Annotated in this window: 16 protein-coding genes and 1 pseudogene; 8 read left to right on the forward strand and 9 right to left on the reverse strand. The window is 71.8% G+C overall.

Annotated elements, in window-relative coordinates; all coding sequences use genetic code 11:
• Window positions 1-29: 29 nt before the first annotated feature.
• The 4 genes from ACFW2E_RS06040 to ACFW2E_RS06055 form a co-directional block, all read right to left on the reverse strand.
• Window positions 30-1,232 (reverse strand): FtsW/RodA/SpoVE family cell cycle protein, encoded by a 1,203-nt coding sequence (locus ACFW2E_RS06040; protein WP_384462103.1) that lies wholly within the window; start codon window positions 1,230-1,232, stop codon window positions 30-32.
• Between the two features lie 225 nt (window positions 1,233-1,457).
• Window positions 1,458-2,735, reverse strand: coding sequence for an ATP-binding protein (locus tag ACFW2E_RS06045; protein ID WP_384462105.1), 1,278 nt, complete (start codon window positions 2,733-2,735; stop codon window positions 1,458-1,460).
• On the reverse strand, window positions 2,732-3,496 hold the full coding sequence (locus ACFW2E_RS06050; protein ID WP_384462107.1) for a hypothetical protein: 765 nt from the start codon (window positions 3,494-3,496) through the stop codon (window positions 2,732-2,734). Before ACFW2E_RS06050 ends, ACFW2E_RS06045 begins: the two co-directional genes overlap by 4 nt.
• A 69-nt stretch (window positions 3,497-3,565) precedes the next feature.
• Window positions 3,566-4,072 carry a dual specificity protein phosphatase family protein gene (locus ACFW2E_RS06055; protein ID WP_384462110.1) on the reverse strand — a complete coding sequence of 169 codons (507 nt, stop codon included), beginning with the start codon at window positions 4,070-4,072 and terminating at the stop codon, window positions 3,566-3,568.
• Between the two features lie 100 nt (window positions 4,073-4,172).
• Between ACFW2E_RS06055 and ACFW2E_RS06060 the strand changes: the two genes are divergently transcribed.
• Window positions 4,173-4,976 carry a nuclease-related domain-containing protein gene (locus ACFW2E_RS06060; RefSeq protein WP_384462113.1) on the forward strand — a complete coding sequence of 268 codons (804 nt, stop codon included), beginning with the start codon at window positions 4,173-4,175 and terminating at the stop codon, window positions 4,974-4,976.
• A gap of 48 nt (window positions 4,977-5,024) precedes the next feature.
• Here the strand turns inward: ACFW2E_RS06060 and ligD are convergent, their stop codons facing one another.
• A complete protein-coding gene (ligD, locus tag ACFW2E_RS06065) occupies window positions 5,025-5,906 on the reverse strand; it encodes a non-homologous end-joining DNA ligase (protein ID WP_384462116.1) in 882 nt (293 codons plus the stop codon).
• Between the two features lie 71 nt (window positions 5,907-5,977).
• Here ligD and ACFW2E_RS06070 point away from each other — a divergent pair, with 71 nt between their 5' ends.
• A complete protein-coding gene (locus tag ACFW2E_RS06070; RefSeq protein ID WP_384462118.1) occupies window positions 5,978-7,114 on the forward strand; it encodes a Ku protein in 1,137 nt (378 codons plus the stop codon).
• 278 nt (window positions 7,115-7,392) lie between these two features.
• Here ACFW2E_RS06070 and ACFW2E_RS06075 read toward each other — a convergent pair.
• From ACFW2E_RS06075 to ACFW2E_RS06085, 3 genes and pseudogenes are all read right to left on the reverse strand, one after another.
• Window positions 7,393-8,436: pseudogene (locus ACFW2E_RS06075) on the reverse strand (PP2C family protein-serine/threonine phosphatase); the annotation flags it as partial.
• A 220-nt stretch (window positions 8,437-8,656) separates the two neighbouring features.
• A complete protein-coding gene (locus ACFW2E_RS06080) occupies window positions 8,657-9,415 on the reverse strand; it encodes an IclR family transcriptional regulator (protein ID WP_384462121.1) in 759 nt (252 codons plus the stop codon).
• Between the two features lie 142 nt (window positions 9,416-9,557).
• Window positions 9,558-13,022 (reverse strand): DNRLRE domain-containing protein, encoded by a 3,465-nt coding sequence (locus tag ACFW2E_RS06085; RefSeq protein WP_384462124.1) that lies wholly within the window; start codon window positions 13,020-13,022, stop codon window positions 9,558-9,560.
• A 297-nt stretch (window positions 13,023-13,319) separates the two neighbouring features.
• Between ACFW2E_RS06085 and ACFW2E_RS06090 the strand changes: the two genes are divergently transcribed.
• The 3 genes from ACFW2E_RS06090 to ACFW2E_RS06100 all read left to right on the forward strand — a co-directional run bounded on the left by ACFW2E_RS06090 (window position 13,320) and on the right by ACFW2E_RS06100 (window position 23,063).
• Entirely contained in the window at window positions 13,320-20,522 is a 7,203-nt protein-coding gene (locus ACFW2E_RS06090; protein ID WP_384462127.1) for a ricin-type beta-trefoil lectin domain protein, read from the forward strand.
• 54 nt (window positions 20,523-20,576) lie between these two features.
• Complete coding sequence (locus tag ACFW2E_RS06095; RefSeq protein WP_384462130.1) at window positions 20,577-21,275, forward strand: hypothetical protein; 699 nt, start codon at window positions 20,577-20,579, stop codon at window positions 21,273-21,275.
• Window positions 21,276-21,386: 111 nt separating this feature from the next.
• Window positions 21,387-23,063 (forward strand): SWIM zinc finger domain-containing protein, encoded by a 1,677-nt coding sequence (locus ACFW2E_RS06100; protein WP_384462133.1) that lies wholly within the window; start codon window positions 21,387-21,389, stop codon window positions 23,061-23,063.
• Here ACFW2E_RS06100 and ACFW2E_RS06105 read toward each other — a convergent pair.
• A complete protein-coding gene (locus tag ACFW2E_RS06105) occupies window positions 23,058-23,297 on the reverse strand; it encodes a hypothetical protein (RefSeq protein ID WP_384462136.1) in 240 nt (79 codons plus the stop codon). The genes ACFW2E_RS06100 and ACFW2E_RS06105 overlap by 6 nt on opposite strands.
• Window positions 23,298-23,774: 477 nt before the next feature.
• On the opposite strand from ACFW2E_RS06105, the gene ACFW2E_RS06110 reads away from it, so the two are divergent.
• The 3 genes from ACFW2E_RS06110 to ACFW2E_RS06120 are packed head-to-tail and all read left to right on the forward strand — an operon-like array spanning window position 23,775 to window position 26,946.
• Window positions 23,775-24,209: a hypothetical protein gene (locus ACFW2E_RS06110; RefSeq protein WP_384462139.1), complete on the forward strand. Its 435-nt coding sequence runs from the start codon at window positions 23,775-23,777 to the stop codon at window positions 24,207-24,209.
• Entirely contained in the window at window positions 24,209-26,554 is a 2,346-nt protein-coding gene (locus tag ACFW2E_RS06115) for a DUF4132 domain-containing protein (RefSeq protein WP_384462142.1), read from the forward strand. Before ACFW2E_RS06110 ends, ACFW2E_RS06115 begins: the two co-directional genes overlap by 1 nt.
• The gene (locus ACFW2E_RS06120) at window positions 26,554-26,946 is read left to right on the forward strand and encodes a hypothetical protein (RefSeq protein WP_384462145.1); all 393 of its coding nucleotides are present in this window, start codon (window positions 26,554-26,556) and stop codon (window positions 26,944-26,946) included. Before ACFW2E_RS06115 ends, ACFW2E_RS06120 begins: the two co-directional genes overlap by 1 nt.
• Window positions 26,947-26,958 lie beyond the last annotated feature (12 nt).

A 26,958-nucleotide genomic window follows, 5' to 3' on the forward strand; every position in this document is an offset into this window, starting at 1 on the left:
TCGCCCACCTCCCCGCCCCCCCCGCCACCTCACCCCCCTGCGGGGGGGGGGGGGGGGGGGGGCGGGCGGGGGGGGGGGGGGGGGGGGGGGGGCGCCCCCCCCCCCCCCCCGGCCCGGTAGCCGCGTTCCACCAGCAGGCCGTACAGGAGGAAGATCGCCGACAGTCCGGCCAGGCCCAGCTCCTCGCCCGCCGTCGCCAGGATGAAGTCCGACTTGGCCGCGAAGCCGATCAGGATCGAGTGCCCGAGCCCCAGCCCGGCGCCGAGGACGCCGCCCGCCGCGAAGGCGAACAGGGACTGGGCGAGCTGGTTGGGGCCCAGGCCCGCCTCGATGGTGGCGAACGGATGCAGCCAGTCCTGGACCCTGCTGTGCACATGGGGCTCCAGCCAGCCGACGGCCACCGCGCCGAACACGGCGAGCAGCAGACCGACCGCGATCCAGCCGGTGCGGCCGGTGGCGACGTACAGCAGGACGACGAACAGGCCGAAGAACAGCAGCGAGGTGCCCAGGTCCCGCTCCAGGACGAGAACGCCCACGCTGATCAGCCAGATGGCCAGGATCGGGCCGAGGACGCGGCCGGTGGGCAGCTGCACGAACCAGATGCGGCGGCCCGCGTAGGCGAGCGCGCTGCGGTTGGCCGCCAGGTACGCGGCGAAGAACACCGCGAGGAGCACCTTCGCGAACTCGCCGGGCTGGATGGAGAATCCGGCGATCAGGATCCAGATGCGGGCGCCGTTCACCGCCGGGAAGAGGATCGGCGCCATGAGCAGGGCGAGGGCCGCGACCACGCTGACGTACGCGTAGCGCTGGAGCACCCGGTGGTCGCGCAGCAGCAGGACCACCACGGTGAACAGCGCCACGCCGAGCGTGGACCAGACGAGTTGGGCGGGGGCGGCCCGGTCGCCGGGCGTCTCCAGGTCGAGCCGGTAGATGAGGACCAGGCCGAGCCCGTTGAGGAGCACGCCGATGGGCAGAAGGAGGGGATCGGCGTACGGGGCCCGGAGGCGGACGGCGATGTGCGCGAGCAGGGCGAGCACACCGAGCCCGGCGCCGTAGCCCACGGCGCCGGGCGGGACGGTGCCGGTCTTCGCCAGGCCGACGGCGCAGTAGCCGTACACGGACAGCAGCACGGCCAGCACGATCAGGGCGAGTTCGATGCCGCGGCGACGGGGGAGACGTACGGAGGGCGCGAGGGGCTCCGTCGCTGCCACGGTGGTTCCGGCCTTCGTCATGTCCGGAACTTACCCAAATACGCCGTCCTGGGTGTTGTGGTCGGCGTCAGCGTGGCGGTTCCGCGGGCCCTCGCGCGACCGGACCACGGAGGAGCGCGCAGGGGCATGAGGAACCTCCCGCAACGGTACGGACCTGACTGAACGCCACCCTAGGAGCGCACCCGGGGCGGCGCCCGCCACGCTGCGCCATCGGGAGGGGACGCCCCCGCGTCCCCGCTCGCCCCGCTAAGGAGCCCCGGAGGAGGCCGGTCCGGCCGCCGGCGGTGCCCCGGGGAGCGTGAGCGTGGCCAACGCGCCGCCGTCGGGGGCGTTCCCGAAGGCCAGCCGGGCGCCCAGCACCTCCGCCTGGCCCAGCGCGATCGTCAGCCCCAGTCCGTGCCCCGTCGCCCCGCCCTCGGTGCGGAACCGCTGCGGCCCGTGCTCCACCAGGTAGTCCGGATAGCCGTCCCCGTGGTCCCGCACGGTGACGACCGGTCCGTCCACCGTCAGCACCACCGGCGCCCGCCCGTGCTTGTGCGCGTTGGCCACGAGATTGCCGAGCACCCGCTCCAGGCGCCGTCGGTCGGTCTCCACCCGGACGTCCCCCACGACCCGCACCTCGGTGTCGGTCGCCGACCCCCGCACCACCCGGCGGGCCAGCGCGCCCAGCTCCTCGGTGTCCAGGTCCAGCCGCTCGCGTCCGGTGTCGAGCCGGGAGATCTCCAGCAGGTCCTCGGTGAGCGTGCGCAGCGCCGCCACCCGGTCCCGCACCAGCTCCGTCGGCCGGCCCGGCGGCAGCAGCTCGGCCGCCGCGTGCAGCCCGGTCAGCGGGGTGCGCAGCTCGTGCGCCACGTCAGCGGTGAACCGCTGCTCGCTCAGCAGCTTGCTCTGCAGCGACGACGCCATCGAGTCCAGCGCGGCGGCGACCGCGCCCACCTCGTCCTGGGGACGCGTCACGTCCTTCGTGCGCGGGTCGTTCACGCGCGCGTCCAGGTCGCCCGCGCTGATCCGCCGCGCCACCCGGGCCGTGCCGTGCAGCCGCCGGGTCACCCGGGTCACCGCGAACGCGCCGACCAGCAGCGTCGCCGTGATCGCCAGCACCGACGACCACAGGATCGACCTGTCGAGCGCGGCGATGGTGCGGGCCTGCTGCGAGTAGTCGACCTCCACGGCCAGCGCCCGGTCGCCGTCGGCGGGCCCCGCCGCCCACATCGCGGGGCGTCCGTTGTGCGTGGCGACCATCGTGCCCCGGTGCCCGGCCACCGCCAGTGCCCGCAGCGACTGGGGCAGCCCGTGCGGGTCCACCCCGGCGTCGGGCAGCAGCGCGTCCCCGGCCTGGTACGCCCTGGTCGTGTCCGTCAGCCGGTCCAGCGCCTGGTTTCGGGCCTGGCCGACGGTCTGGTCGGTCACCGAGACATGCACCAGGACGCCCAGCAGGGCGGCCAGCGCGCAGCACATCACCATGATGAACGCGGCCGCCTTCACGGCGAGCGTCCCGGCCCACTGCGGGAGCGCGAGCCTCATCGCACGCTCGCGGAGGGCGACGCGGAGGGCGAGGAGGAGCGGGTGGTGGAGGCGGGCGGTGACGTGGAGGGAGCGGGGGACTCCTTGCGCCGGCCGGTGCGCAGGAACTCGTCGCGCGTGAACACCATCGCGCGCTGGCTCTGGTCCCACTCCCAGGTCGTGCGGTACTCGTAGCCGGCGATCCCGGCGGGCGAGCGGACGATCACCGCGCGTCCGGCCAGCTCGACCCCGATGATCGCGTCGTTGTCGGCCATGACCTGGACGAGCCGGTGCCCCTCGAAGGCATAGACGCGCACGGCCGTCTGGTTGGTCGGGAACAGCCGGAAGCCCAGCGTCATGTCGTCCCTGCCGTCACCGGTCAGGTCCCGGTAGTACGCCTTCAGGAGGGGGCACCGGCCGCGGCCGGTGCCCTTCCCGCACTCGTCCGTCCGCAGAGCCGTCTCGTGGTACGCACCCTTGGAGCCGTAGTCGTCCGGGTGCGCGGCGATCTCCGCCCGTACGACCGCGACCGGGTCGACCTCGCGTATGTCCTCACCGGGGGCGGTGACGCCTTTCACGGCCTCGGTCGACCCCTCGTCGTACTCGTAGGCCGGGCTGGACGCCGGCCGCAGGTCCGGCCAGAGCTTCACGGGACTGATCGCGGTGGGGGTCGCGCCGGCGCCGCGCAGACCGCCCGTGTCGCCACAGGCCGCCGCCGTCGCCGCGAGCAGGGCGACGGCGACGGCGCGGAGCGCGGTGCGCGCGGGACGGCTGAAGGGCACGGTACTCCAGTGGCTCGGATCGTTCGGTGGCGCCGTACACCCTATTCGTCGGGAGAAACGGTTATCCCGCTACTCGGCCAGCTCCTCCAGCAGCCGGGCCGTGGACAGGCCCGCCCGCAGGTACTCGACGAAGAGCTCGTTGTGCAGTGCCCAGGGGGAGCGCCGGGTGCGGATGAGCCGGATGGCCTCGTCGGCGGAGTGGCCCCGGCCGACCAGGGTGTGCGCGACCACCAGCCCCGAGCGGTTGTACCCGTGGTAGCAGCGGACGAGCACCCTGCGGCCCGCGTCCAGCGCGTCGCTCGCGGCCCGCGCCAGCCGCATCACGCCGGCGAGCTGCGTCCCGTCCAGCGGACCGTCCGGTATCGGCCACACATGGTGCTCCACGCCCGCGTCCGGCCCGTGTCCCGGCAGCCTCAGCAAGGTCTGTACAAGATCGAACTCGTCCCGGACGACGGCGAACTCGAGCTGCCCCGAGGGCCCCATGAACTCGTGCCCGCCCATCCACAGACCGGGCACGATCTCGCTCCACGGACTGCCCGGGGCCGGTACGTCGGGCTGCTTCCTGCGAGTCCGCAACGGCGCCTCCCCAGCTCCCCCACCCAACTGCTCTCAAAGGTAACCGGGTTCTTGCCCCTGGAGCACCCCGCCTGTTCCCATGGTCGAGGGGTGATGGCACATGAGCGGACTGCGCGTCGTGCCGGTCTGGCGGCACGGTCAGGAACGGCTGTACGTCTGCCTCACGGACGGGAGGAACGTCGCCTGGTACGACCGTGAGGCGGCCCGGATCAACCTGCTCAGCGAGGACAGCAGGGAGGACGTACTGGAAGCGCTGGGCCCCTTCCTGACCGGCCCGGTGGCCGTGGGACCGCCCCCGGTCCCGACGCCGGCGGAGCTGGCCCGGCTCTCCCTCCACCCGGACGACGACCTGGCACCCAACCGGCCCGGCGAGGCACTGCTGGTGGCCCTCGACCGGGACCCGGCGCCGCCCCACCGCCTCCGGCCGGACCCGCGCCGCCGGGCCCTGCTGGCCGAGCAGACGGTGGGCGACGCCCTGGACCGCCTGGACGGGGTGGGCTGGCACGCCCTGCACTCGGTCCCGCTCCCCGGCGGCGACCGCATTCACCATCTGCTGATCGGTCCCGGCGGGCTGTTCGCGCTCCACACCCTCCACGCCCGCAAGCAGCGGGTCCTGGTGGCCGACCCCATGGTCGCCGTCGGCCGCCGCGCACCGCGTCCCCTCCTGCGGCGCCTGCGCGCCGACGCCGACCGGGCCTCGTACGCGCTGACGGCCGAGGTTCACCCGGTCCTGGCCCTGGCGGGCCCGGCGACCCTCTCGGTCACCGCCCCGCCCCGCGAGGTCCGCGTCCTCCAGGACACCGACCTGGCGGGGCTGGCCCGGCTCGGGGGCGTGCTGAAGCCGGCGGACGTGGAGGCGCTGCACGCGATGGCCCGGGACCGGAACACATGGGCGAGGGTGTGAGGCCTGCGGGGGCACCCGCGCGGGGCCGCCCGACGTGACCCGCGCCCGTCACGGCAACGGACTCGCACGCCCCGCATCCAGCAGCGGCGCCATCAGGTCCCCGAAGTCCTGAAGGCGCGGCACGACGTCCTCCGCCAGGAACGCCAGCCGCCCCGCCTCCCGGCACCCCTCGACCTCGTCCCACGTCACCGGCGTGGAAACGGCCGGCTCGGGCCGCGCCCGGACGGTGTAGGGAGCCGCCGTGGTCTTCCGCGCGGCGTTCTGGCTCCAGTCCACGAACACCTTCCCCGGCCGCAGACTCCGCGTCATCCGGTGCACCACCAGCCGGGGCATCGCGCGCTCCGCCTCCACGGCCAGCCCCTTGGCGTACTCCGACGCCTGCTCCGACGACACCCCCCGTACCGCCGCCAGCAGATGCAGCCCCTTCGAGCCGGACGTCTTCGCATACGCCTCGACCCCGTCACCGGCCAGCCGCTCCCGCAGCCACAGGGCGACCTCGCAGCAGTGCACCACCGTCGCGGGCGCCCCGGGATCGAGATCGAAGACCAGCCGGTCCGCCTCCCCGGGCGCCCCGATCGCCCACTGGTGCGTATGGAACTCGGTGACCAGATTGGCCGCCCACATCAGCGACGCCAGATCCTGCACCAGCACCATCCGGGCGGGTCCCTCCGACCGCGGCACCTCGGCGGTGGTGACCCACTCGGGCGTACCGGGCGGCACGTTCTTGGTGAAGAACACCTGGCCCTCCGGCCCGTCCGGGTACCGCAGGAAGGACACCGGCCGGTCGCGGAGATGGGGAAGCAGGACGTCCGCGACGGTCGCGTAGTAGTGCAACAGCTCGCCCTTGGTGAAGCCGGTCGCCGGATACAGCACCTTCTCCAGGTTGCTGAGCGCGACCCGTCGCCCCTCCACCTCAGTGATCGGCGTCATACGATGAGAATCCCACGAAACCGTAGCAATCCGGCGTGAATCGAGTCATACGGTCATACGCAATCGGAAGGATGCCGCACGTGCGATCCATATGGAACGGCGCCATCTCCTTCGGCCTGGTCAGCATCCCGATCAAGCTGGTGAACGCCACCGAGAGCCACTCGATCTCCTTCCGCCAGATCCACAACGAGGACGGCGGCCGCATCCGTTACCGCAAGGTCTGCGAACTGGAGGACCGCGAGGTCAGCGGGGCGGAGATCGGCAAGGGGTACGAGGACGCGGACGGCACGATCATCCCGATCACCGACGAGGACCTGGCGAACCTCCCGATCCCCACCGCCCGGACGATCGACATCGTCGCCTTCGTCCCGGCCGACCGGATCGACCCGCTCCAGCTGGACGCGTCGTACTACCTCGCGGCGGGGGGCGCCCCGGCCGCGAAGCCGTACGTCCTCCTCCGTGAGGCCCTCAAACGCAGCAACAAGGTCGCCATCGCGAAGTACGCGCTGCGCGGCCGCGAACGCCTGGGCATGCTGCGCGTGGTCGGCGACGCGATCGCGATGCACGCCCTGCTGTGGCCGGACGAGGTCCGGGCCCCCGAGGGCGTCTCACCGGACGTCGAGGTCACGGTCCGCGACAAGGAGCTCGACCTCGCGGACGCCCTGATGGACACCCTCGGTGAGGTCGAGCTGGAGGACCTGCACGACGAGTACCGGCAGGCCCTGGAGGAGGTCATCGCCGCGAAGGCGGCCGGCGAGGAACTTCCCGAGAGCCCCGCGCCCGCGGCGAGCGGCAAGGTGCTCGACCTGATGGCGGCCCTGGAGAAGAGCGTGCGGGCGGCGAAGGAGTCCCGCGGCGAGGCGGTGGAGGCCGGGGAGGCTGAGGCCGGGGAGGCTGAGGTCACCCCGTTGCCGAGGCGTGCGACGTCCCGGGCCACGCCCAAGGAGGCGGGTGGCAAGAAGTCGACGTCCGCGGCGGGGAAGGCGACGGCGAAGAAGACGGCGGCCCCCGCGAGGAAGTCGACGTCCAGGACCGCGCAGGGGACGCGGAAGACGGCCGCCGCCAGGACGACGGCCGGGTCCACCGCGAAATCCACGGCGAAATCCACGGCGAAATCCACGGACAAGAAGGCGACCGCCAAGAAGACGACCGCCAAGAAGGCGGCCACCTCCGGGAAGAAGGCCACGCCGCGCAAGCGCACGGCCTGAGCGAGTCCCTGAGCGAGTCCCTGGGCGAGCTAGCGACGAAGAGCGGCCCTTGCCGCACCGGCGTACCGCTCGACGTCCTTCACGACGCTGCTGAGCTGCAAGGATGTGTCGGCCTCGACCGTATTGACCTCGCCGGTCCCACGTATGTGCCCGTCCTTGCTGAACCGTTCGCCCTCGTGGATCTCCCAGCCCTTGTCCAACCGCCGACCCGGATCGGCCTGTTCAGCGCTCTCCCCGACGGCCTCGACGGTGTTGACGACGGCCTCGACGGTGTTGACGGTGGACGCGGCGGGCTTGCGCAGGAGCAGCAGCGCGGCGTCGTCGTGCAGTCGGCCGCCCACGTGCGCCAGCAGGTCGTCGTGGAGCGCGGTCAGGGTGCGCGCCGGCTCGTCGCACACATGCCGCGCCAGCCCGTCGGCCAGCGGATAGAACGCCCGGCCGTGATCGCGGGCCTCGGTGACGCCGTCGGTGTAGAGCAGCAGCTGGTCCCCGTCGGCGAAGGGCAGCACCTGGAGGCACGGGGTCTCGCCGGAGAGGGCACGCAGCCCGAGGGGCGGAGCGGGACGGGTCGGGTCGACGGCGATGACGTCGGAGCCGCGTACCAGCAGCGGCGGCGCGTGGCCGCAGTTGACCACTTCCAGACGCCCCGGCCGGGGGTATCCGGCGACCACGGCGGTGACGAAGTCGTCGGGACCGAGGTTGCGCGCCAGGCTCCGCTCGATCCGGTCGATGACGGTGAGGAGATCGGGTTCGTCGTAGGCGGCCTCGCGGAAGACGCCGAGCACGAGAGCGGCGGTCCCCACGGCGGGCAGCCCCTTGCCGCGCACGTCGCCGACGATCAGCCGCACGCCGTACGGGGTGGGCACCAGGGCGTAGAGATCGCCGCCGATGCGGGCCTCCGCGGCGGCCGCACTGTAGCGGACGGCCACCTGGAACGGGCCGACGGCCGCCGGCACGGGCTGGAGGAGCGCGTGTTGGGCGGCCTCGGCGACCGAGCGGACGGCCGCCAGAACCCGGTCCCGACGTCTGCGCAGGGTGCTGGCCAGGGCGCCGGCCAGGGTCACGGCCACCAGGGCGGCCAGTACGACGGCCAGCTCGTGGCTCAGCGCACCGGCGCGAAAGCCGAGCGCCGTGCCCAGCGTCGTGGCGAGCAGGCCCACGCAGAGAACTCCGCGCGGCCCGTTGGTGCTGGCGGCCAGCGCGGGCCCGGCGACGAGCAGCGGCACCCACGTCAGGCCCCGCCCGGCGGCGAGGTCGACGGTGACGACGGCGGCGACGATCAGCAAGGGCAGCAAGGGCAGCAAGGGCAGCACGGACAGCATGGGCGAGCCGGCCGCCGGCTGCGCGGTGCGTTCCCGGACCGGCACCGCGGGGGCCGCCCCCCGGCCCCTGAACGGCCACGTGCGCCTGTGGTCGCCTTGACGGTCTCGGCTCGTGCTCATACTCGGTCCGCAATCCTCACCTGTGCGTGGGCGACGCCCTCCGGAATGCCTGTTTTATCCAGATAAAAGGTTCGGATCGGCCGCCACAAGGAGCGGATTTTCAGATAGTGAGCGACAGGCTCCTGGTCACGCGGTTCGCGATGGCAATCAGTCGCTCCCGGACTCCCGTCAGCCGGGAGAGCTGGTCCGCCCGCAGCGAGACGCCGAGCGAGCCGAGGGTGTCCCCGCTGTAGACGGGCACCGCGACGCACACGGTGCCGAGGGAGTACTCCTCCATGTCCGTGACCGCCGGCGCCAGGGGGGAGGAGTCGATCCGGCGGAGCAGCTCCGGGCGATCGGTGATCGTGCGGGGTGTGAGATCGGCCAGCGAATGCCGCGAGAGGTAATCCAGGCGGGCCTCGTCGTCCAGCTCCCGGAGCACGGACTTGCCCAGCGCGGTGGCGTGTCCGGCGTCCTCGAACCCCACCCACAGGTCGACCCGGGGCGCACGCGGCCCGTCGACGATCTCGGCGACCCGGATCTCGCCCTCCTCGTAGAAGGTGAGGTAGGTGGCGGCCGAGAGCTCGTCCCGCAGCGCGGCGAGCGTGGGCCGAACCCGGCTGAGCAGGGCCTGGTCCCGCCCGGCGGTGTGCAGCGTCCGCAACTTGTCCCCGAGCACGAACCTGCCGTCGTCCAGCTTGCGCACGTACCCGTCGTGCACCAGGGTCCGCAGCAGGTGGTAGGCGGTGGCCAGGGGCAGGTCGGTCTCCCGCGCCAGCTGCTTGGCCGGCGCCCCGTTCACGTGCCCGCTCACCGCCTCCAGCAGCCGAAACGCCCGCTGTACGGAGCCGATGAGCGTGGGGCCGTCACGCGCACCCATGGGACAAGGGTGCGCCGGGGGTGGAGGAGAGGCAAGACAGGAACGGACCCGCCCGCACCTACGGCGCCCCGCCCGGACTCGGCGGCGCCCCGCACGGGGGGTCCGGGCACGCCGCCGCCGTTCCGTTCCTATCGGGGAGGTGTCAGCCGATCGCCAGCTTGTTCTTCCAGCCGACGCCGTCGCCGTTGCCGACGATCTCGGTACCCGAGCCGCTCAGGACGGTGCGGCTGCCGGCATAGAAGCGCACCGTGCCGTCCGCCTTCAGCGCCCAGATGTCCGGGATGCCGTCCCCGTTGGCGTCCGGGGTGCCGAAGAGCAGCCGGATGTTGGAGCTGCCCCAGCCGGAGGCGCCGTATTCGGTGTCCGCGCCCCCGGAGGAGGCGGCTGCCGATGCCAGCGAGTCGAGATCGACCCCGCCGGCCGCCGTGTCCTTGATGCCCTTGCGCAGCAGAAGCCGTCCGCTGACGTCCGAGCGGTAGACGAAGTCGGTGACACCGTCGCCGGAGACGTCCTGGGCGGTGACGAAGTCACGGTCGCTCCAGGCGGAGCCGGACAGCCTGCGGGCCGTGTCCACGGTGGCGCCGTTGTACCCGGTGAGCACCCACATCGCGTCGCCGACGGTGAGGAAGAAGTCGGGTCTGCCGTCGCCGGTGGCGTCACCGGCGGAGACGATCTGGGTGATCGTGGCGGGGTCCGGGGCGCCGTCCGGCAGCAGGATCTCGTGCCGCTTGCCGATGTCGACCGCGCCGTATCCGTCTCCCGGGTACACCCACAGTCTGCCCTCGCGCACCGCGATCAGGTCCTGCAGGCCGTCGCCGCCGTTGACGTCGCCGTGGTGGGCGATGTGCGTGTTCTTCCAGTAGCCGGACGGCGGTCGGGAGTACAAGGGCGAGTCGTCGCCGTTCGGGTCCTTGTCGCTGTTCTCCTGGTAGGCGCCGGACATGGACCAGCCGAGGGCGCCGGTGCCCTTGGCCGTGTCGGTGGTGCCCTTGTCCGGGTACATACGAAGGTTGCCGTTGCCGTCCACGACCATGAGGTCGGGGAAGCCGTCGCCGGTGAAGTCGCCCGGCGCGTCCGCGACGTCCCGCGGGGTGACGTAGAAGAAGTACTTCCGCGCGTCCGACGGATTCCCGGCGTCGTCGACGGCCCGCACGTAGAGCACGTTCGGTCCGGCCAGCGGCGGCCTGGCGCCGGAGAGCGTCGTCAGCGTCGAGGTGGAGGCGCCGTTCGTACGCGACACCGAGCCGGTGTACGAGGCGGAGTTGAAGCCGTACTCGAACTTGACCACGTCGGTCTGCGACGCCTTGAAGGTGAACGATCCCGCGGTGCCGAACTTGACCGTGCTCCAGACGGAGTCCTCGTCGCCGTTGTTGAAGCCGTCGTCGCTGGCGTCGGCGTCGGGAAACGTCGTGGAGGTCACCACGGGCGGGGTGGGCCGGGTGCTGTCGAAGACGAACCGGCACGGAGTCTTCGACGGCGTGTATCCCGAGGTCGCCCCGCGCTTGTCCACCGCCCTGACCCGCCAGGAGTACTTGACGCCGTTCTTCAGACCGCTGGTGGAGAACGGATCGGTGTGCACACGGGCCGAGCCGGTCTGGCTGCCCACCGTGACCTTGGCCTTGCTGCCCAGCAGGTTCCCGCTGCCACCGGTCGGCCACAGCTCGAAGCGCAGCGAGTCGAGGTTGGCGTCCTTGTCGCTGCTGTTGGCCCAGAAGGTGATCGAGGACGCGCCGACGTTGACGTACGGCGAGCTGGTGTCGCAGGACAGGTCGGGATCGAGGTCGAGGTGCGAGGGGGCGGCCGGCGGCCGGTTGTAGACCAGCTCGACGTAGGGGTCGTTGCCGCCGTCCGCCTGGAACTTCTTCCACGAGTAGGCCGAACTCTCGTCACCGGCCCGCAGGCCGATGGTGAGGGTGTCCCAGCCGTGCGAGATCGCCTTCTGCGCGGCCGGCCTGACGTCGAACGCCTCGTAGTCGTCGGGGCAGCCCGAGGACCGGTAGCCGTGGGCGAAGCTCTTGCTGGCGAGCCTGTTGTCCGCCGTCATCCTCGGCGCGTTGCGCCAGGTCGTCTTGTTGCTGATCGCCCCGGTCAGGTACACGTTCATGGTGCGGGCGGTGCAGGACCACGCATAGGTCTCCAGCGCGTGCAGTTTCGCGCTGATGACGGTCGCGCCCTTGAGGTCGGGATTCCAGTCGATGCTGAAGAAGGACCGCGAGGTTCCCCAGGTGTCCGACTCGAAGCCCACGCGCGCCTCGTGGGTGCCCTTGTTGAAGTTCCGCCCGTTGTAGAAGTTCGCGTTGGGATGGCGGCTGTAGGCGGTGGTCCAGTCGTTGGTGTGCTTGCTGACCGACGGGTCGATGAACACCGGGTAGACCGTGTCCGGGTCGGTGAGGAAATCCTGATCCGGCGTCAGGGACCAGGCGGAGCCGTCGAGGTCGGCCGTGACCAGGGTGCCATGGGAGTCGGGCTGCGGTCCGGCGAGGGAGGGCAGGTCGAGCGTGGCCGCCGCCCCGGAGTGGGTGGGCTCGGGGGACGGCTCGGGCGGCACGGACGGTCCGGCGCTCTCGCTCTCGCCCGCCGAGGGGTCGGGGGCCTCGTCGGTCGCGTCGGGCAGCACCTCGTCGTCGACGTCGCCGTCGTCGCTGTCGTCGACGGTGTCGCTCGGCCCGGGGGAGACGGCGGTGGGCGACTCCGAGTCGTCCGGCGGGGCGCTCGCGTCGCCGGACAGGCTCTCCGCCGCGCTCGGTGAGGCGGTCGTACCGGCCTGACCGTCCGTCATGGCGGGTGTCCCGGAGCTGTCCCACATCAGGGGCGTGGGGGAGACCGCCACCTCCTCGCCGTCGGCGTCACGACCGCTGACGATGCGCGTGGTCGGGTCCAGGCTGAAGCTCAGGTCGGGGGAGGTCAGCCCATAGGTCAGCTGTGCCACCCGGGGATCGGCGGCCGCGTCCCGGTTCTTGACCACGAGCAGTTGCGCGAATCCCCCGTCGTCCGCCGTGAGCACCAGGTCGGCGCCCGGGACGATGTCCGGGTACAGCGCCCGCGAGCCGTCGATCACCGGCGTCGGTATGGCGCCCGGCCAGGTGAGCTGGACGGTGTGGCCGCCCGTGGTGAGGGTCACCAGCGCGTTCCCGGTCGTGCCCGCCGCGGCGAGCAGCGGCATCCTGCGCACCGCGGCTCCCCGGTCGGCGCGCGCGGAGGACCGGCGCGCTCCGGCCGAGAACGTCATGCGCACGTTGGTGGCGCGCGGCGTCCAGCCGTTGCGCGTACGGACGAGCGTGGTGTCGATCGACCGCCAGCGGCCGTTGACCTCGGCCCGGATCGGTGTGGCGTGCACACGCCGCTGGAGCAGCCCGTCCGGCCGGGCCCACGTCGTCTCGTACGCCGTGCGCAGTGCGGTGACCTCGACCGGCCTGCCGGACTTCGCCGCCCGCGACGCGGCCTCCGTCTCGGTCACCGGCGCGGGCTGCCGGGCCGGCCGTTCGGGGGTGCCGGACCGGTCCCCGCCGCCGGTCAGCCCGGCATACGTCAGGCCGCACACCGCGGTGAGGGCCGCGACAGCCGCCGCGGCCCTGCGGGCGGGCGTGCGCCGCCACTTGCTCGTCATGGGCGAGTCTTTCCTTCCCCCCTCGGACAACGGGTGCAGATCATGGCCCACGCGAACGCGCCCGTCACGTCCCTGACTTGGGCGGACGGGCGCCCTGCGCCCCTACGGGCGGCGTAGCGTCCGGGTAGCCAAGTATTTGACCGATACATGACGTGATCATCGCCACATGATCACGAACCGCTCTGGCTTTCCTCACAGCGTCACCACAGAATCTGTTCGCTCTCGACGTGCTTCCACCTGTGGATCACCAGGTGACGCCGCACATCTTTTTTCGGGTCGACCGGGGGGATTTTCGCCGTGCCCTTCTTCCTGTCCGCGCGCCGCCGACGGCGCCGCTCCACCGTGCTCGCGCCGGTGGCGGTGGCGGTGGCGGTGGCACTGCTGCCCGCGCAGGCGTTCGCATCGCCGCCGGACCCCGACACGGCGGACGCCCCCCGCGAGAACGTCGACCTGGTGACGCTCGGCGAGGAACAGCAGGTTGTCGGCGCAACCCGGGACGCCGGCCTCGACAGCATCCGGGTCGACGAGCCCACCGAACAGACCCAGGCACCGGCCGGGACCACCACCCCTCCCGCGCCCGACACCGCGCCGGTCAGCTTCGGTGGCGGCACCACCCAGCCGGCCGCCCTGCGAACCGGCGGCACGACCACAGCCACGCCCGCCGACTACGTGCCTGCCGGCGCGCTGCCGGTGAAGCTCGGCCCGGCCTCCGACGCCCCCGCGCCCAGCGGCACCTGGCAGGTCGGCGTCTTCGGCCGCACCGCCCCCGAGGCCCAGGGCGTCGACGGCACGCTCCTCGAGGTGACGGCCCCGGCCACCGGTTCGGTGCCGGTCTCGGTCCAGTTGAGCTACAAGACGTACGAGAACCTCTACGGCGCGGACTGGGCCTCCCGGCTGGAGTTCGTCCAGTTCCCCGAGTGCTACCTCACCACGCCCGACGTGGAGGAGTGCCGGCAGTACACCGAGCTGGACACGGTCAACGACCCGCACGACAAGACCGTCACCGCCACGGTCGACACCGCCGCCGACGGCACCGTGAGCCAGGCCGCGGCCGAGCCGGCCGCGCCCTCGGGCTCCGGCGTGATGCAGGCCTCCTACGGCCGGACGGCCGCCGCCGGCGGCGACAGCGCCGTCATCGGTGCCGTCGACTCCGGCTCCGGTCCGGCCGGCACGTTCAAGGCCACGCCCCTGGCCTCCGACGGCGAGTGGACCGCCGGCGATTCCTCCGGCGCCTTCACCTGGTCCTATCCCCTCCAGGTGCCCCCGGCGCCGGCCGGCCCCCGGCCGCAGATCTCCTTCGACTACAACTCCCAGGCAGTGGACGGGAAGACGGCCACGTCATCCCCGCAGGCGTCCTGGATCGGCGAGGGCTGGGACTACGACCCCGGGCACATCGAGCGCCGCTACCGCACCTGCAAGGACGACCGCGAGGACAACGCCGACGGCGCGCCCAACAACAAGGACAAGAAGTACAAGACGTCCGACCTGTGCTGGGTGTCGTACAACGCCGTCCTGTCCCTGGGCGGGAAGACCACCCAGCTCGTGCGCGTCGGCACGACCGACACCTACCGGCTGCAGAACGACGACGGAACCAGGGTCGAGCTGAGGACCGGCGCCGACAACGGTGACAACAACGGCGAGTACTGGGTCGTCACCACCACCGACGGCACCCAGTACTACTACGGGCAGAACAAGGTCGGCGGGGGCCACGCCGACACCGACTCCGTCTTCACCGTCCCCGTCTTCGGCAACCACCCGGGCGAGCCCTGCCACAAGGACTCCTTCGCCGAATCGCGGTGCACCGCGAGCGACGGCACCAAGCAGCAGCAGGCCTGGCACTGGGGCCTGGACAAGGTCGTCGACGTGCACGGCAACGCCATGATCGTCACCTGGCACAAGTCGACCAACTACTACGCGGTCGACAAGAAGTTCAAGTCGCCCGAGAAGTACGTCCGCGGCGGCTACCCGGAGACCATCGAGTACGGGCTGCGACCCGGCGACTACACCACCCCGGCCGCGAAGGTCGTCTTCGACGCCATGCAACGCTGCCTGGAGACCGACGGCTCCTGCGCCTCCGACAAGTTCGACGACACCGCGAATCCGGCCTCGTACCGCCCCTGGTGGGACAGTCCCGGCAACCTCAACTGCAAGTCCGACTCGAAGCTGTGCCCGGCCTTCCCGTCGTTCTGGATCCGGATGCGGCTGGGCACCGTGACCACGTACGCCGCCCGGACCGGCGTCAGCGGCCTGGCCCGCGTGGACATGTACACACTGCACCAGTCGTTCCCACGTGACTGGTACAACACCTCGCCCGGGCTCTGGCTGGACTCCATCACCCGCACCGGTTACGCGCCCGGGGACAGCACCGGCACCCAGCTCACGAAGAACGGCGTCAGCTTCGGCCCGTACCAGGTCAGCAAGGACGACCCGCTCGGCAGCTACCTGAAGGACCAGCAGCTGCCCAACCTCGTCCCCCGCTACAAGGGCGACCCGCGTCCCGGCTTCACCCGGCCCCGCATCGGCACGGTCTCCACGGAGAACGGCGGCGACATCGAGGTCGTCTATCGCGGCGGCTGCCGCACCGAACCCTCCGTCGACCCGGCCGACAACCACGGCACCTGCTACCCCGTGCGCTGGTCGCCCGACGCGGAGCAGGCCAAACCCGCACTCGCCTGGTTCAACAAGTACGTCGTCGACTCCGTCACCGAGATCGACAAGATCTCCGGCGTGTCGGACCGTGTGACCGCCAAGTACTCGTACTCCGGCGCCGCCTGGGACAAGGACGACGACGAACTCACCAAGCCGTCGCTGCGCACCTACAGCGTCTGGCGCGGCTACCAGCAGGTGGCCACCGTGCGCGGCGCCAAGAACGGCGGCGCCACGGTCGGCGTGCCGCAGACCCAGTCGTACGCCGCCACACGCTACTTCCGCGGCACCGGCGGAGAGGTGAAGGACTCCACCGGGACGGTCACGCTGACCTCCGACGACGCCCCGCAGTACGCCGGCATGGAGGCCGAGACCCTCACCTACGACGGCACCGGTGGCAGGCTCCTCAAGCGCACCCTGAACTACCCCTGGTCGCACCAGACCGCCTCCCGCACCCGCGACGGCGGACTCGACCCGCTGCTCGCCCACCAGGTCGGTGTCCGGCGCACGGACGCCGTCCAGAACGTCGACAGCAGCTGGCAGGAGGTGCGCACCGAGACGGAGTTCGACGACGACGGCCTGCCGCAGCAGGTGCAGACCGCAGTGGTCAAACCCGACGGCGGCGGCGAGAAGCTCAGCGACTACACCTGCTCGCGCACCGACTACGTCAACAACGAGGACGCCAACATCATCGGCCTGCCCAAGCAGGTTCGCGTGACGGCGACCTCCTGCGCCGACTACGCCGGCGCCGACCCGGCCACGCAGCTGATGAGCGCCACACGCACCAGCTACGACGACCACGCCTGGGGAGAGGTCCCCACCAAGGGCCTGCCCACCAGCATCGCCACCCCCGACGGCACCGGCGTCGGCTACCCGGTGGTCATCGGCAGGACCTACGACCCCCTGGGCCGCCCCCGCACGACCACCGACCCGCTCAAGGGCGTCACGGAGACGCAGTACACACCGGGCGACTCCGGCGGACCGGTCACCTCGATCAAGACGATCAACCCCAAGGGACACTCCGGCGTCACCACCTACGACCCCGGACGCGGCCTCGCGCTGACCGTCACCGACGCCAACGGGCACGTCTCGCGCAGCGAGTACGACGCCCTCGGCCGCCTGGTCAAGGGCTGGTCCGCGGCCCGCTCCAGCGGCAACCAGCCGCCGGACGTGATCATCGGCTACCAGATGGCCGCGGTCACATCGTCCGCGACCAAGCCCAGCGCGGTCACCGTCCAGACGATCAAGGACGACGGCGGCTACGCCAAGCAGGTCACCCTCTACGACGGCCTGGGCCGCCAGTTCCAGGTGCAGAGCGAGGCCCACGGCCCCGGCCGCGTCATCGTCGACACGCACTACGACGACCACGGACTGGTCCGCGACCGGACCGGTGACTACCTGGCCAAGGGCGAGCCCGAGCCCGCCCAGTTCAAGCCCAGGAGCGCAGCCCTGGTGCCCAGCACGACCCGGACGGCGTACGACGGCCTGGAACGCCCGGTGAAGACGACCCAGCTGCACAGCGGCACGGCCGTCTCCGCCGACTCCACCAGCTACGGCGACAACTGGACGCTCAGCAAGCCGGACGGCGGCGCCGCCCCGGCGATGAAGACGACCACCGACGCCCTGGGCCGGGTCACCCGCATCCAGCACTTCACCGACAAGGACCTGACCGACTGGCGCAGCACCTGGTACACCTACGACGCGCGCGGCAACCGCACCACCGTCAAGGACCACCAGGGCAACCTGTGGACCTACACCTACGACGCCCGCGGCCGGCTCGTCACCACCACCGACCCCGACCTCGGCGCCTCCTCCTTCGAGTACGACGACCTCGACCGGCAGACCAAGGGCACCGACGCGCGGCTGAAGACGACGTACACGTCGTACGACTCCATAGGCCGTGTCACCTACGTACGGGAGGGTTCCCCCACCGCGCCGCCGGTCAAGGAGTTCACCTACGACCTGCCCGGCGCGCTCGGCAAGCCCGCCGCTTCCATCCGGCACGACGCCACCGGCGACTACATCGACCGGGTCACCGGCTACGACAGCGAGTACCGGCCGACCGGACGCGAGGTCGTCATCCCCGCGCACGCCACCACCGCGGGCCTCGCGGGCACGTACACCTACGAGTACACCTACACGCCGACGGGCAAGCCGCTCACCGTGACGCTGCCGTCCGTCGGCGGACTCGCCAAGGAGAAGGTCGTCACCCGCTACGACAGCGACGGCCTGGCCCAGTCCACCTCCGGCCTGACCTGGTACACCTCCGACGTCACCTACTCGCCGTACGGAGAACCCCTGCGCACGGTCAGCGGCACGCAGCCGTACCGGGTGTGGACGACGAACTTCATCGACGAGCACACGGGCCACGTGCAGCGCACCGTCTGGGACCGCGAGACCGACAGCTCCCACCGGATCACGGACTCGTACTACTCCTACGACCGCGCCGGCAACATCACCTCCAGCGCGCGCAAGCTGACCACCGGGGCGACGAGCACCTGGGACACCCAGTGCTTCACCTACGACTACCTGGGTGAGATGGTCCACGCCTGGACCTCCTCCGTGGCCGTCGGCACGGCCGGCACAGGCTGCAAGTCGGCCTCCGGCACGGCCTGGGGCTACCGCCAGGACGGGCAGCCCTCCACCGGCCCCGTCGCCGATGCCCCGGACTCCGCGACGGACGCCACCACGCCCGACAGCGCCCTGGCGGCCTCGCTGAGCGCCGCCGCGCCTGCCACCGGTACGGTGTCCACCGACGCCACCGCCTACTGGCAGTCCTTCACCTTCGACGCGATCGGCAACCGGGCGAGCCTCACCGAGCACAACCCCGCCGACGCGACCAAGGACGTCAAGAGCGCCTACAGCTACGGTACCCAGACCACGGGCAACGGAACCACCGCGCCCACGCTCTCCCAGCCGCACACCCTGACCAAGGTCACGCCCACCGCCGGCACCGGTGCCAGTTACACGTACACCGCGGTCGGCAACACCGAGACCCGTGTGCTGCCCGGCGGATCGCAGAGCCTCGACTGGAACGCCGAGGACAAGGTCACGAAGGTCAGCGGCTTCGGTGACGGCGCCGGAGCGGTCGTCGGTCTGTCCGGCAAGTGCCTGGACAACGCCGGCGGTTCCACGGCCGACGGCAACCCCGTCCAGCTCTACCGCTGCAACGGCAGCCGTGCCCAGCAGTGGAAGCTCACCGACGACACCCTGCGGACCCAGGGCAAGTGCGCGAGCGCCGACGGCACCGCGAACGGCACCAAGGTCCTGCTGGCCTCCTGCAACGGCAGCGCCGCACAGAAGTTCACCGTCCGCACCTCCGACAAGAGCCTGTACAACCCGGCCTCCGGCAAGTGCGTCGACGTGCCCGGCTCCAACGACGCCGACAGCACCGACCTGCAGCTGTACACCTGCAACGGCTCGGCCGCGCAGCGCTGGACACCCGCCGACAGCACGACGTACGTGTACGACGCGTCGGGCAACCGGCTGCTGGAGCACACCGCCGCCGGCGCCGTGCTCTACCTGGGCGAGACCGAGGTGAGCGCGGACGTCAACGGCAACATCACGGCGGCCTCCCGCAGCTACACCCAGAACGGGGCGCCCACGGTGGTCCGTTCCACCAAGTACGGCAGCACCACCGGCCACAAGCTGAGCATCCTGCTCAGCGACCAGCTCGGCACCGCCACCACGTCGGTGGACGAGGCGAGCGGACAGCCGCTCACCCGCCGCTTCTTCAAACCCTTCGGCGAGACACGCGGCACCCTGCCGTTCAGCTGGCCCAACCGGCGCTCCTACCTGCGCACCGGCATCGACGACACCGGCAGCGGACTGACCCACCTGGGCGCCCGTGAGTACGACCAGTCCACCGGCCGCTTCCTGTCCGCCGACCCGGTCATCGACCCGTCCGACCCACTGCAGATCAACGGCTACGCATACAGCGACAACAACCCGGTCACCAAGAGCGACCCGGACGGACTGCAGCCCATCGAGTGCTGGGAGGGCACGGCCGTCTGCCGCGGCGGACGGATCATCTCGATGAAGCCGCCGGCGGTGGTCAAGCCGGCCCACGCCCTCACCAAGACCAAGGTCGCCGGCCGCGACGTCATCTATGACGAGCGGGGCGTGCCGCACACCCTGGGCACGAGGTCGACGAACCAATCCGAGCAGGTCGCCTTCGACTACATGAACGAAGACCTGCGCAACGCGGGCAAGTACTCCGACGGTTCCAAGAACGGCAGCGGCTCCCAGTACCTGTGGCAGGACGAGGGCGGCGGCGTCCTGCAGAAGAAGGGTTTGTGGCACAACGCCAACGGCGACCACGTCGCGGCCGGAGCCACGTGCGACTTCATCAAGGTCACCTGGAAGAACGGGAAGATCGTCAGCGTCGCGTCCTGGGACGCCAACGAGAGCAACGCCGCGCAGTTCGACGCGGACAACACCGCCAATACCGTGCGCCGGAAGATGGACCCCCAGGCCAAGGGCCAGACCCAGAACGTCGTCTACGTCGCCAAGGGTCAGGCGGAGGCCGAGGCCATCCGGGACAGGTTCGTCGGGAACAAGCACGTCCGTGTGATCTGGCCGGACGGCTCGTTCGACACCCATCGCGTACAGCCGCTCGTCCGTAAGATCGACGGCGGGACCATCCGGATCATCCCCGGCGAGGCCACGGAGAAAGTACCCACCGTGCCCGACGTACCGTCCGAGCCGAGGTCGGGCGGGGGCGCGAAGCTGGGCAAGACCCTGGGCGTCTTCGGGGTGCTCGGCGACGTGGCCATGATCTGGGACGCCACGCGCTCCTGGCAGCGCGGCTGCGACGGCTGGCTGATGCCCTGCGTCACGCCACAGGAGGCGTGAGCAGGAGACCGGGCAGAGAACGGGCGGGAGACCGAGGAGAGGGCCGCAAGGGCCATGGCGAAGGAACGAGTGACCGTGTGCGTCCCCCGGTGCGACCCGGGGGACGTGCCCCGCGCGATCGGCACGGTCATGGCACCGTACGACTACAACCGCGTATTCGCCCCCGGCGAGCCGGTCGTGGAGACATGGTGGGACTACTGGCGCATCGACGGCCGGGGCTGCGAGTTCCCGGTCGTCCCGGGGCACGAGGACGACCCGCGTCTGATCCGGGGTACCGGGACCCCCTCCGGGCTGTGCGCCGGCGGGCCGCGAGGCCTGCTGGACCTGGAGACCCCGCGCGCCCGAGCGGCCGCGGAGGCGCGGAGGGCCTTCGAGACATGGCAGGAGTTCGCCTCCGGGTACCCGCCCGCGCGTCCCATGAGCCACTTCTGGTCCCGGTACGTCGCCGATCCCGAGCACTACCCGCAGGCCCGTGCCCTGGAGGACTTCCGCACACAGCCGGCCATCGCGGCACTCATGGAACGACCGGACCTGGAGGACCTGGTGGGCGGCGACCCGGTCGCCCACCTGGGCAACGACCTCGACACCCACGTCCGCGACGCCGCGAACGCCGCCCTGCCCACACCCGCCCTGCTCACCCTGGAGGGCCACTGGCTGTCCGTCGCCGGCCCGGAGGGAGACCGCCACTTCAACGACTACCTGGACACCCTGCCGCCCGACGCGATCGTGGTCCGGGTGCTGTACCACGGGTGAGGGCTGACGGGTGAGGGGTGACGGGTGAGCGGCCGAACCTGTGGGTCCGCGCATCCCGGCAGCCCTAGGCTGGCGGGTTGTCAAGTACGTAACCCGGAGTAGGCGCAGACCATGGACAGTCTCACCGAGGCCAACCTCAAGAAGCTGGCCGGTGCCCGTTCTTTCGAGCGCGCGCTCGGATATCTGGATGCGGTGTCCGGAGTCGAGGTCGGTGACGGATGGATCACCGCGAGCGTTCACGGCACGGAACGGTACGAGGTGGAGCTGACCCTGGACGGGCCCGGCGGCCTGACCGGCCGATGCGACTGCCCGTACGGCATGGAGGGCAACTTCTGCAAGCACCTGGTCGCCCTGGGCCTGAGGGTGCTCGCCCAGCGGGAGGCCCTGCCCCGGCAGCGGAAGGCGGCCCGGGAGCGCGCGCAGGACCTCGACGGGTGGCTGTCCGCCATGTCCAAGGACGAGTTGCTCGCTCTGCTGCGGGAACAGATCGACGAGGACCGGCAGCTGCGTCGCCGCCTGGAACTGCGCGCCGCGAGCGTCCGCGGGGACCTTGCCGCGGTCCGGGCCCGTATCCGCGACCTGCTCGACGCCGGTCCCTTCGCGCAGTACGGGTACGTCGCGTACACGGATGCCCGCGCCTACGCCGGCCAGGCCGGGCAGGCGGCGTCCGCGATCAGGGCGCTGACCGGCTCCGGCCGGGCCACTGACGCGATCACCCTGGCGCGGGAGGCGATGCGGCTGCTGGCCGAGGCGGTGGAGAGCGTCGACGACTCGGACGGCCGGCTGGGGCAGATCGGTGCGGACCTCGCCGACCTCCACCTCGACGCGTGCCGCGCGGCCCGCCCCGACCCCGGGCAGCTCGCGCGCTGGCTGGTGGGCCATGCGCTCGGCGACATCGACGACGGCCTGACCGACATCGATCCGCTCGATTACGAGGACGTCCTCGGTGAAGAGGGACTGGCCGTCCTGCGGAAGTCGGCGCTCGAGGCGTGGCGCGGCAACCGTCGCGGCTGGGCGGAGAAGTACCTGATGGAGCGTCTGGCCAAGGCGGGAGGCGATGTCGACGCGGTGATCGCCGTACACGCGGCCGACCTCGCTCCGAACGGCCACACGCACCTGATCATCGCCCGCGAGCTGGACACGGCCCGGCGCTCCGACGAGGCCCTGCGCTGGGCAGAACGCGGCATCCGGGAAACCCGGGACCTCGCCGCCGTCGACACCGCCCTCGTCGACTACCTCTGCGACCGCTACACCCAGGCGGACCGTCTGCCGGATGCCGTCGCCGTGCGCCGCGACCACTTCCGCGCCCGCCGCACCCTGGCCGCGTACCAGCAGCTGCGCGCCGCCGCGCGGGCCGCGGACTGCTGGCCGGCCGAGCGCGGGGGAGCCCTTGCCCTGCTGCGTGCCGACACGGAGCGGCGGCAACAGGGGTGGTACGGCGGTCCCGTCCTGGTCGACGCCCTGCTCGACGACAAGGACGTCGACGCCGCCTGGCAGGCCGCCACCCGAACCGGAGCCCACGACCGCCAGTGGCTTGCCCTCGCCGACCAGGCGCGGGCCGACCGTCCCGCCGACGCGCTCGGTGTCTACCTGCGCCTGGCCGAGCCGCTCACCGAGCAGACCGGCAACGCGATCTACGAACAGCTCGTCGGTCTGCTGCTGAGCATCCGGGACTGCCACCGACGCCTCGGGACGGAGGACGAGTTCGCCGTGTACGTCACCGCCCTGCGCACCGCCCAGAAGCGCAAGCGGAACCTGATGCGCCTGATGGACGAACAGGGTCTATGAGCCGGACGGCGTCTCGGAGGCGGCCCTGGCCGGTCGGTCGAACGGTCGGCTGAGTGAACGGTCGTCGCCCCAGCTGTCCCCCTCCTCCAGGTCCTCCTCGTCCAGCCCGCGATCGGCCATCCGATGCTCGTCCCCGGCCTGTGCGCCGCGTGCCCGCAGGGACCGGACCGGTACGACGACCGCGTTCCAGCGTGCGTCGCTCCAGCGGGCGTCGGGGTCTGTAGGGAGGTCCAAGTGCCACGCCGGCCGCCTCCTCTGCGGCGCATGGGCACCTGGACGCAGCCGGGCGTGGCCACCTGGACGCAGCCGGGACGCCCGCGAGTGCTGTCAGGAACTCGCCGAGCAGTTCCGCGGACTCGGCGGACTGCGCGGCGGAAGGCCCGGCGAGGAGACCACCGGCGGTCGCAGGTGCGTCGCGGCCTAACGTCGGCCGCCCGACGTGGTGCAGCACCCAGCCGCGGGCGTGCAGGGGCCCGGCCCCCGTCCCGGCCGGCGGGTGCGGCTCGGCCGGCGCGGACGCGCGCCCCTGCCCGGCGCGCCCCCAGCACACGCGTGGACGCCCGGTGTTTCCCCGGCCCTGACCCGACTCGCGGTCCCGGACGCCCTGCGTGGACCGGCTCTTGGCCGCCGGCAGCTGGACCCTGTGATCCAACAGACATGGGAATCCCGGGGGTTGACCGCATTGTCAGACCCCCCTGACATCATCCCGCCATGCTTCACGACACCTTGGTGGCCGAATCCCGCAGGAACGACTCGCTCGACGTCGTGAGGTCCGCCGCGCTGCACCGCGTCCGTTGGCTCGTCGACCTCTTGGCACGTCGGCGGACCGAGTTCCGGCGATGCACGTACGACGGCCACCAGCGGTACGAGGCGGCGGGCGCGGTGACCCGGGCCGAGATCGACCGGCGGCTCACGGCCTGCGCGGACGGGGAGGGCAGGGCCGCGGTCCTGTGCCTCTTGCCGGCCGCCTACGACACGGGCCACTGGTTCGCCAGTTCGCTGGGGCCGGTGCCGAACGCCGCCGAGCAGCTCGATGCCGATGGCCGCCGCGCGGTCATGCCCTGGCCGCGGCACGCGTTCCTGCTCGCGGCCGACACCAGGATCACCGACAAGACCATCCTCCGCCAGATCAAGAGGGGCACCTGATGAACATCGCAGCCCGGCTGACGCGCGCGCTGACCGAGCCGGACTTCGTCCTCGAGGACGCGGACAGGCATCCGGACCTGTCGCAGGTGTCCGACGAGGAACTCGGCAGCCTCCTCGTGGCGGCCTACAGACTGGACGCCTCGGCCACGCCCGCGATGACAATGGTCCGCTTCATGGTCGAGCGCGCCGCCCGGGAGCGGCAGCCGCGTTATACGCCCGACGCGTGCCGCGCGATGTTCGAGGCACTCGTCCAAAAGTGCCAGGCGCACGGCTGGGCGGACCTCACCCTGGGCCTGGGCGCGCTGGAACGCCGCGCAGGACCCCTGCCCGACGTGTCCCGACCAGCCCGCGCGTTGGTCGAGTTCTGGCTGGAGAAGGACACCGTGCGTCAGCCGTACGCGCTGCTCGCGGTCGCGGGGCTCGCCGGTGACGGGACACTGCGCGCGGCCGTGGAGCGCCTCTCCCGTGACGTGGGCCCCATCGTCGCCGACGAGATGGCCGCCGTCGCCGGCCTCGCCCCGGCCGAACAGGCGCTGCTGTCCGAGATCGACCGGGACCACAGGCTCGTCTCGCCACTCGCGCACGCGTGGCGCGGATCGGCCGGCAACCCCGCCTACGTGGCGTTCGCTCGCCGCGCCCTGGAAGCGGCGGCCGACCGCACCGACGCGATCCGGGCGGGCGAGATCCCCTACCGGGCGGACAAGGCGTTCACGGACCGGGAGATCACTTCGCTCGGACAGGCCCTGCGGGTGGCGCTGCTGCGCGACGAGCCCTGGCTGCCGGAGCTGTTCGAGCGGCTGCTGCCCGGCGTCGCCCTCGCCCCGACGCCGGCGAAGACGCTTCCCTCACAGGCCCTGCTGTACGAGGTGGTCCGCGCCGCACAGGACTTCCCGACGCCCGAGCTGGTGACCGCGATCCGCACCGTGCGCCGGACCGTCCGGCACGCCGGGGTGCCCAAGCAACTCGACAAGATGCTCAAGAAGGCCGACGCGGCCCTGGCCGAGCGCACCGACGTGGCGCTACGGCTGCCGAGGCTGGAGTTCGACACTGCGTCCGTCAGCGGCTCCGCCGCGGGCGGCGTCCTGCGCCGTACGGCCGGCGACTACCAGGCCGTCATCATGGTCACGGACAACGCGACGCTGACCTGGGAGAAGGACGGCCGCCCGCTGCGCAGCGTCCCGGCGCCGGTCCGCCGCGACCATGCGGCCCTGGTCAAGGAGCTGCGCGAGCTGGTGAAGCGGGTGAACGCCCACCTCGTCACCCTCGTACGCGCGTTGGAGGGCGGCTTCACCGTCGACGCCGTCCACCCGTACGGCTGGTGGCGCACCGAACTGGCCGGGCACCCCCTCGCCCGGACCCTCGTACGCCGGCTGATCTGGGAGATCGAGGTCGCACCCGGCGAGTGGCGGGCCGTACTGCCCGAGACGGACGAGCACCTTCCCGACGCGCCCGACGACGCCTCCGTACGGCTCTGGCACCCCCTCCGCTCCGATCCCGACGCCGTACGGGCCTGGCGGGACCTGCTCACCGAACGGCGGATCCGACAGCCGTTCAAGCAGGCGTTCCGCGAGATATACCTCCTGACCCCGGCCGAGGAGGACACCCGCGTCTACTCCAACCGCTTCGCCGCGCACCTCGTCCACTACCGCAAGATGTTCGCCCTGTTCCGGGCCCGGGGATGGAAGAGCGACCGGCTCGGCCCCTGGGACGGCGGGGACGGCGACGAGGCCGAGCGCACCCTTGCGGCGGGGAAGTGGCGGGTCCGCTTCCTCCACAGCTGGGCCGACTGGGCGGGCGACGACGAACTGGCCTCGACCGACCAGGTGCGCTTCGACCGCCGGGTGAACGGAGCCTGGCGCGGGGCACCGCTCACCGACGTGCCCGCACTGGTGTTCAGCGAGGCGATGCGCGACGTCGACCTCTTCGTCGGCGTGGCCTCGATCGCCGCCGATCCCGACTGGACCGACGGCGGCCCCCAGCGCACCTACTGGGAGCGGGCAGGGTTCGCCGAGCTGACGGAGAGCGCCGAGGCACGCCGCGACGTGCTGGCGCGGATCCTGCCGCGCCTGAAGATCGCCGCCCGGTGCACACTCGACGGCCGCTTCGTGATCGTCCGCGGCGATCTGCGCACCTACAAGATCCATCTGGGGTCGGCCAACATCCTGATGGAACCGGACGACAGCTACCTGTGCATCGTCCCGGCCCGGCGCCCGGCGGACGGCAAGGTATTCCTGCCGTTCGAGGACGACCGGCTCTCCCTGATCCTCAGCAAGGCATTTCTACTGGCCGCCGACACGAGTATCACCGACGAGTCCATTCTCACGCAGATCAAGCGAGGTGCCTGATGGCCACCGTGACGTTCCGGGACGAGACCGCGACGGGCAAGCCGCTCACCGAGTGGGAGGTCGCCGGGCTACCGGAACGGATGACCGTACGGGAGCTGATCAGGCTCCGGGTCCGCGAGGAGGTCGCCCGGCACAACGCCCGCCCGGCCGACCGCTTCAACGGCCTCGTCCGCCCCGACGACGCCGAGACGGAGCTGAACGGCTACCGACTGCGCGAACCCCGCCGCATCGACTGGGAGCGCCAGGCCGAGATCGCCGAGAGCGCCTTCCTGGCCAACGGGTTCTTCGTGCTGGCCGGCGACCGCCAGGCCGAGGACCTGGACGAAGTCGTGGATCTCACCACCGCTCCCGAGTTGGTCTTCATCAAGCTCGTCGCCCTTGCCGGCGGCTGAAAGACCGGCCCT

The organism is Streptomyces sp. NPDC058964 (genome assembly GCF_042741275.1).
Lineage (GTDB): Bacteria > Actinomycetota > Actinomycetes > Streptomycetales > Streptomycetaceae > Streptomyces.

What these genes read in the sequence shown, in the direction of transcription:
- ACFW2E_RS06040 (WP_384462103.1), bottom strand. Translation starts at nt 1,232, where the DNA reads ATGACGAAGGCCGGAACCACCGTGGCAGCGACGGAGCCCCTCGCGCCC.
- ACFW2E_RS06045 (WP_384462105.1), bottom strand. Translation starts at nt 2,735, where the DNA reads ATGAGGCTCGCGCTCCCGCAGTGGGCCGGGACGCTCGCCGTGAAGGCG.
- ACFW2E_RS06060 (WP_384462113.1), top strand. Translation starts at nt 4,173, where the DNA reads ATGAGCGGACTGCGCGTCGTGCCGGTCTGGCGGCACGGTCAGGAACGG.
- ligD (WP_384462116.1), bottom strand. Translation starts at nt 5,906, where the DNA reads ATGACGCCGATCACTGAGGTGGAGGGGCGACGGGTCGCGCTCAGCAAC.
- ACFW2E_RS06070 (WP_384462118.1), top strand. Translation starts at nt 5,978, where the DNA reads ATGCCGCACGTGCGATCCATATGGAACGGCGCCATCTCCTTCGGCCTG.
- ACFW2E_RS06080 (WP_384462121.1), bottom strand. Translation starts at nt 9,415, where the DNA reads ATGGGTGCGCGTGACGGCCCCACGCTCATCGGCTCCGTACAGCGGGCG.
- ACFW2E_RS06085 (WP_384462124.1), bottom strand. Translation starts at nt 13,022, where the DNA reads ATGACGAGCAAGTGGCGGCGCACGCCCGCCCGCAGGGCCGCGGCGGCT.
- ACFW2E_RS06095 (WP_384462130.1), top strand. Translation starts at nt 20,577, where the DNA reads ATGGCGAAGGAACGAGTGACCGTGTGCGTCCCCCGGTGCGACCCGGGG.
- ACFW2E_RS06100 (WP_384462133.1), top strand. Translation starts at nt 21,387, where the DNA reads ATGGACAGTCTCACCGAGGCCAACCTCAAGAAGCTGGCCGGTGCCCGT.
- ACFW2E_RS06110 (WP_384462139.1), top strand. Translation starts at nt 23,775, where the DNA reads ATGCTTCACGACACCTTGGTGGCCGAATCCCGCAGGAACGACTCGCTC.
- ACFW2E_RS06115 (WP_384462142.1), top strand. Translation starts at nt 24,209, where the DNA reads ATGAACATCGCAGCCCGGCTGACGCGCGCGCTGACCGAGCCGGACTTC.
- ACFW2E_RS06120 (WP_384462145.1), top strand. Translation starts at nt 26,554, where the DNA reads ATGGCCACCGTGACGTTCCGGGACGAGACCGCGACGGGCAAGCCGCTC.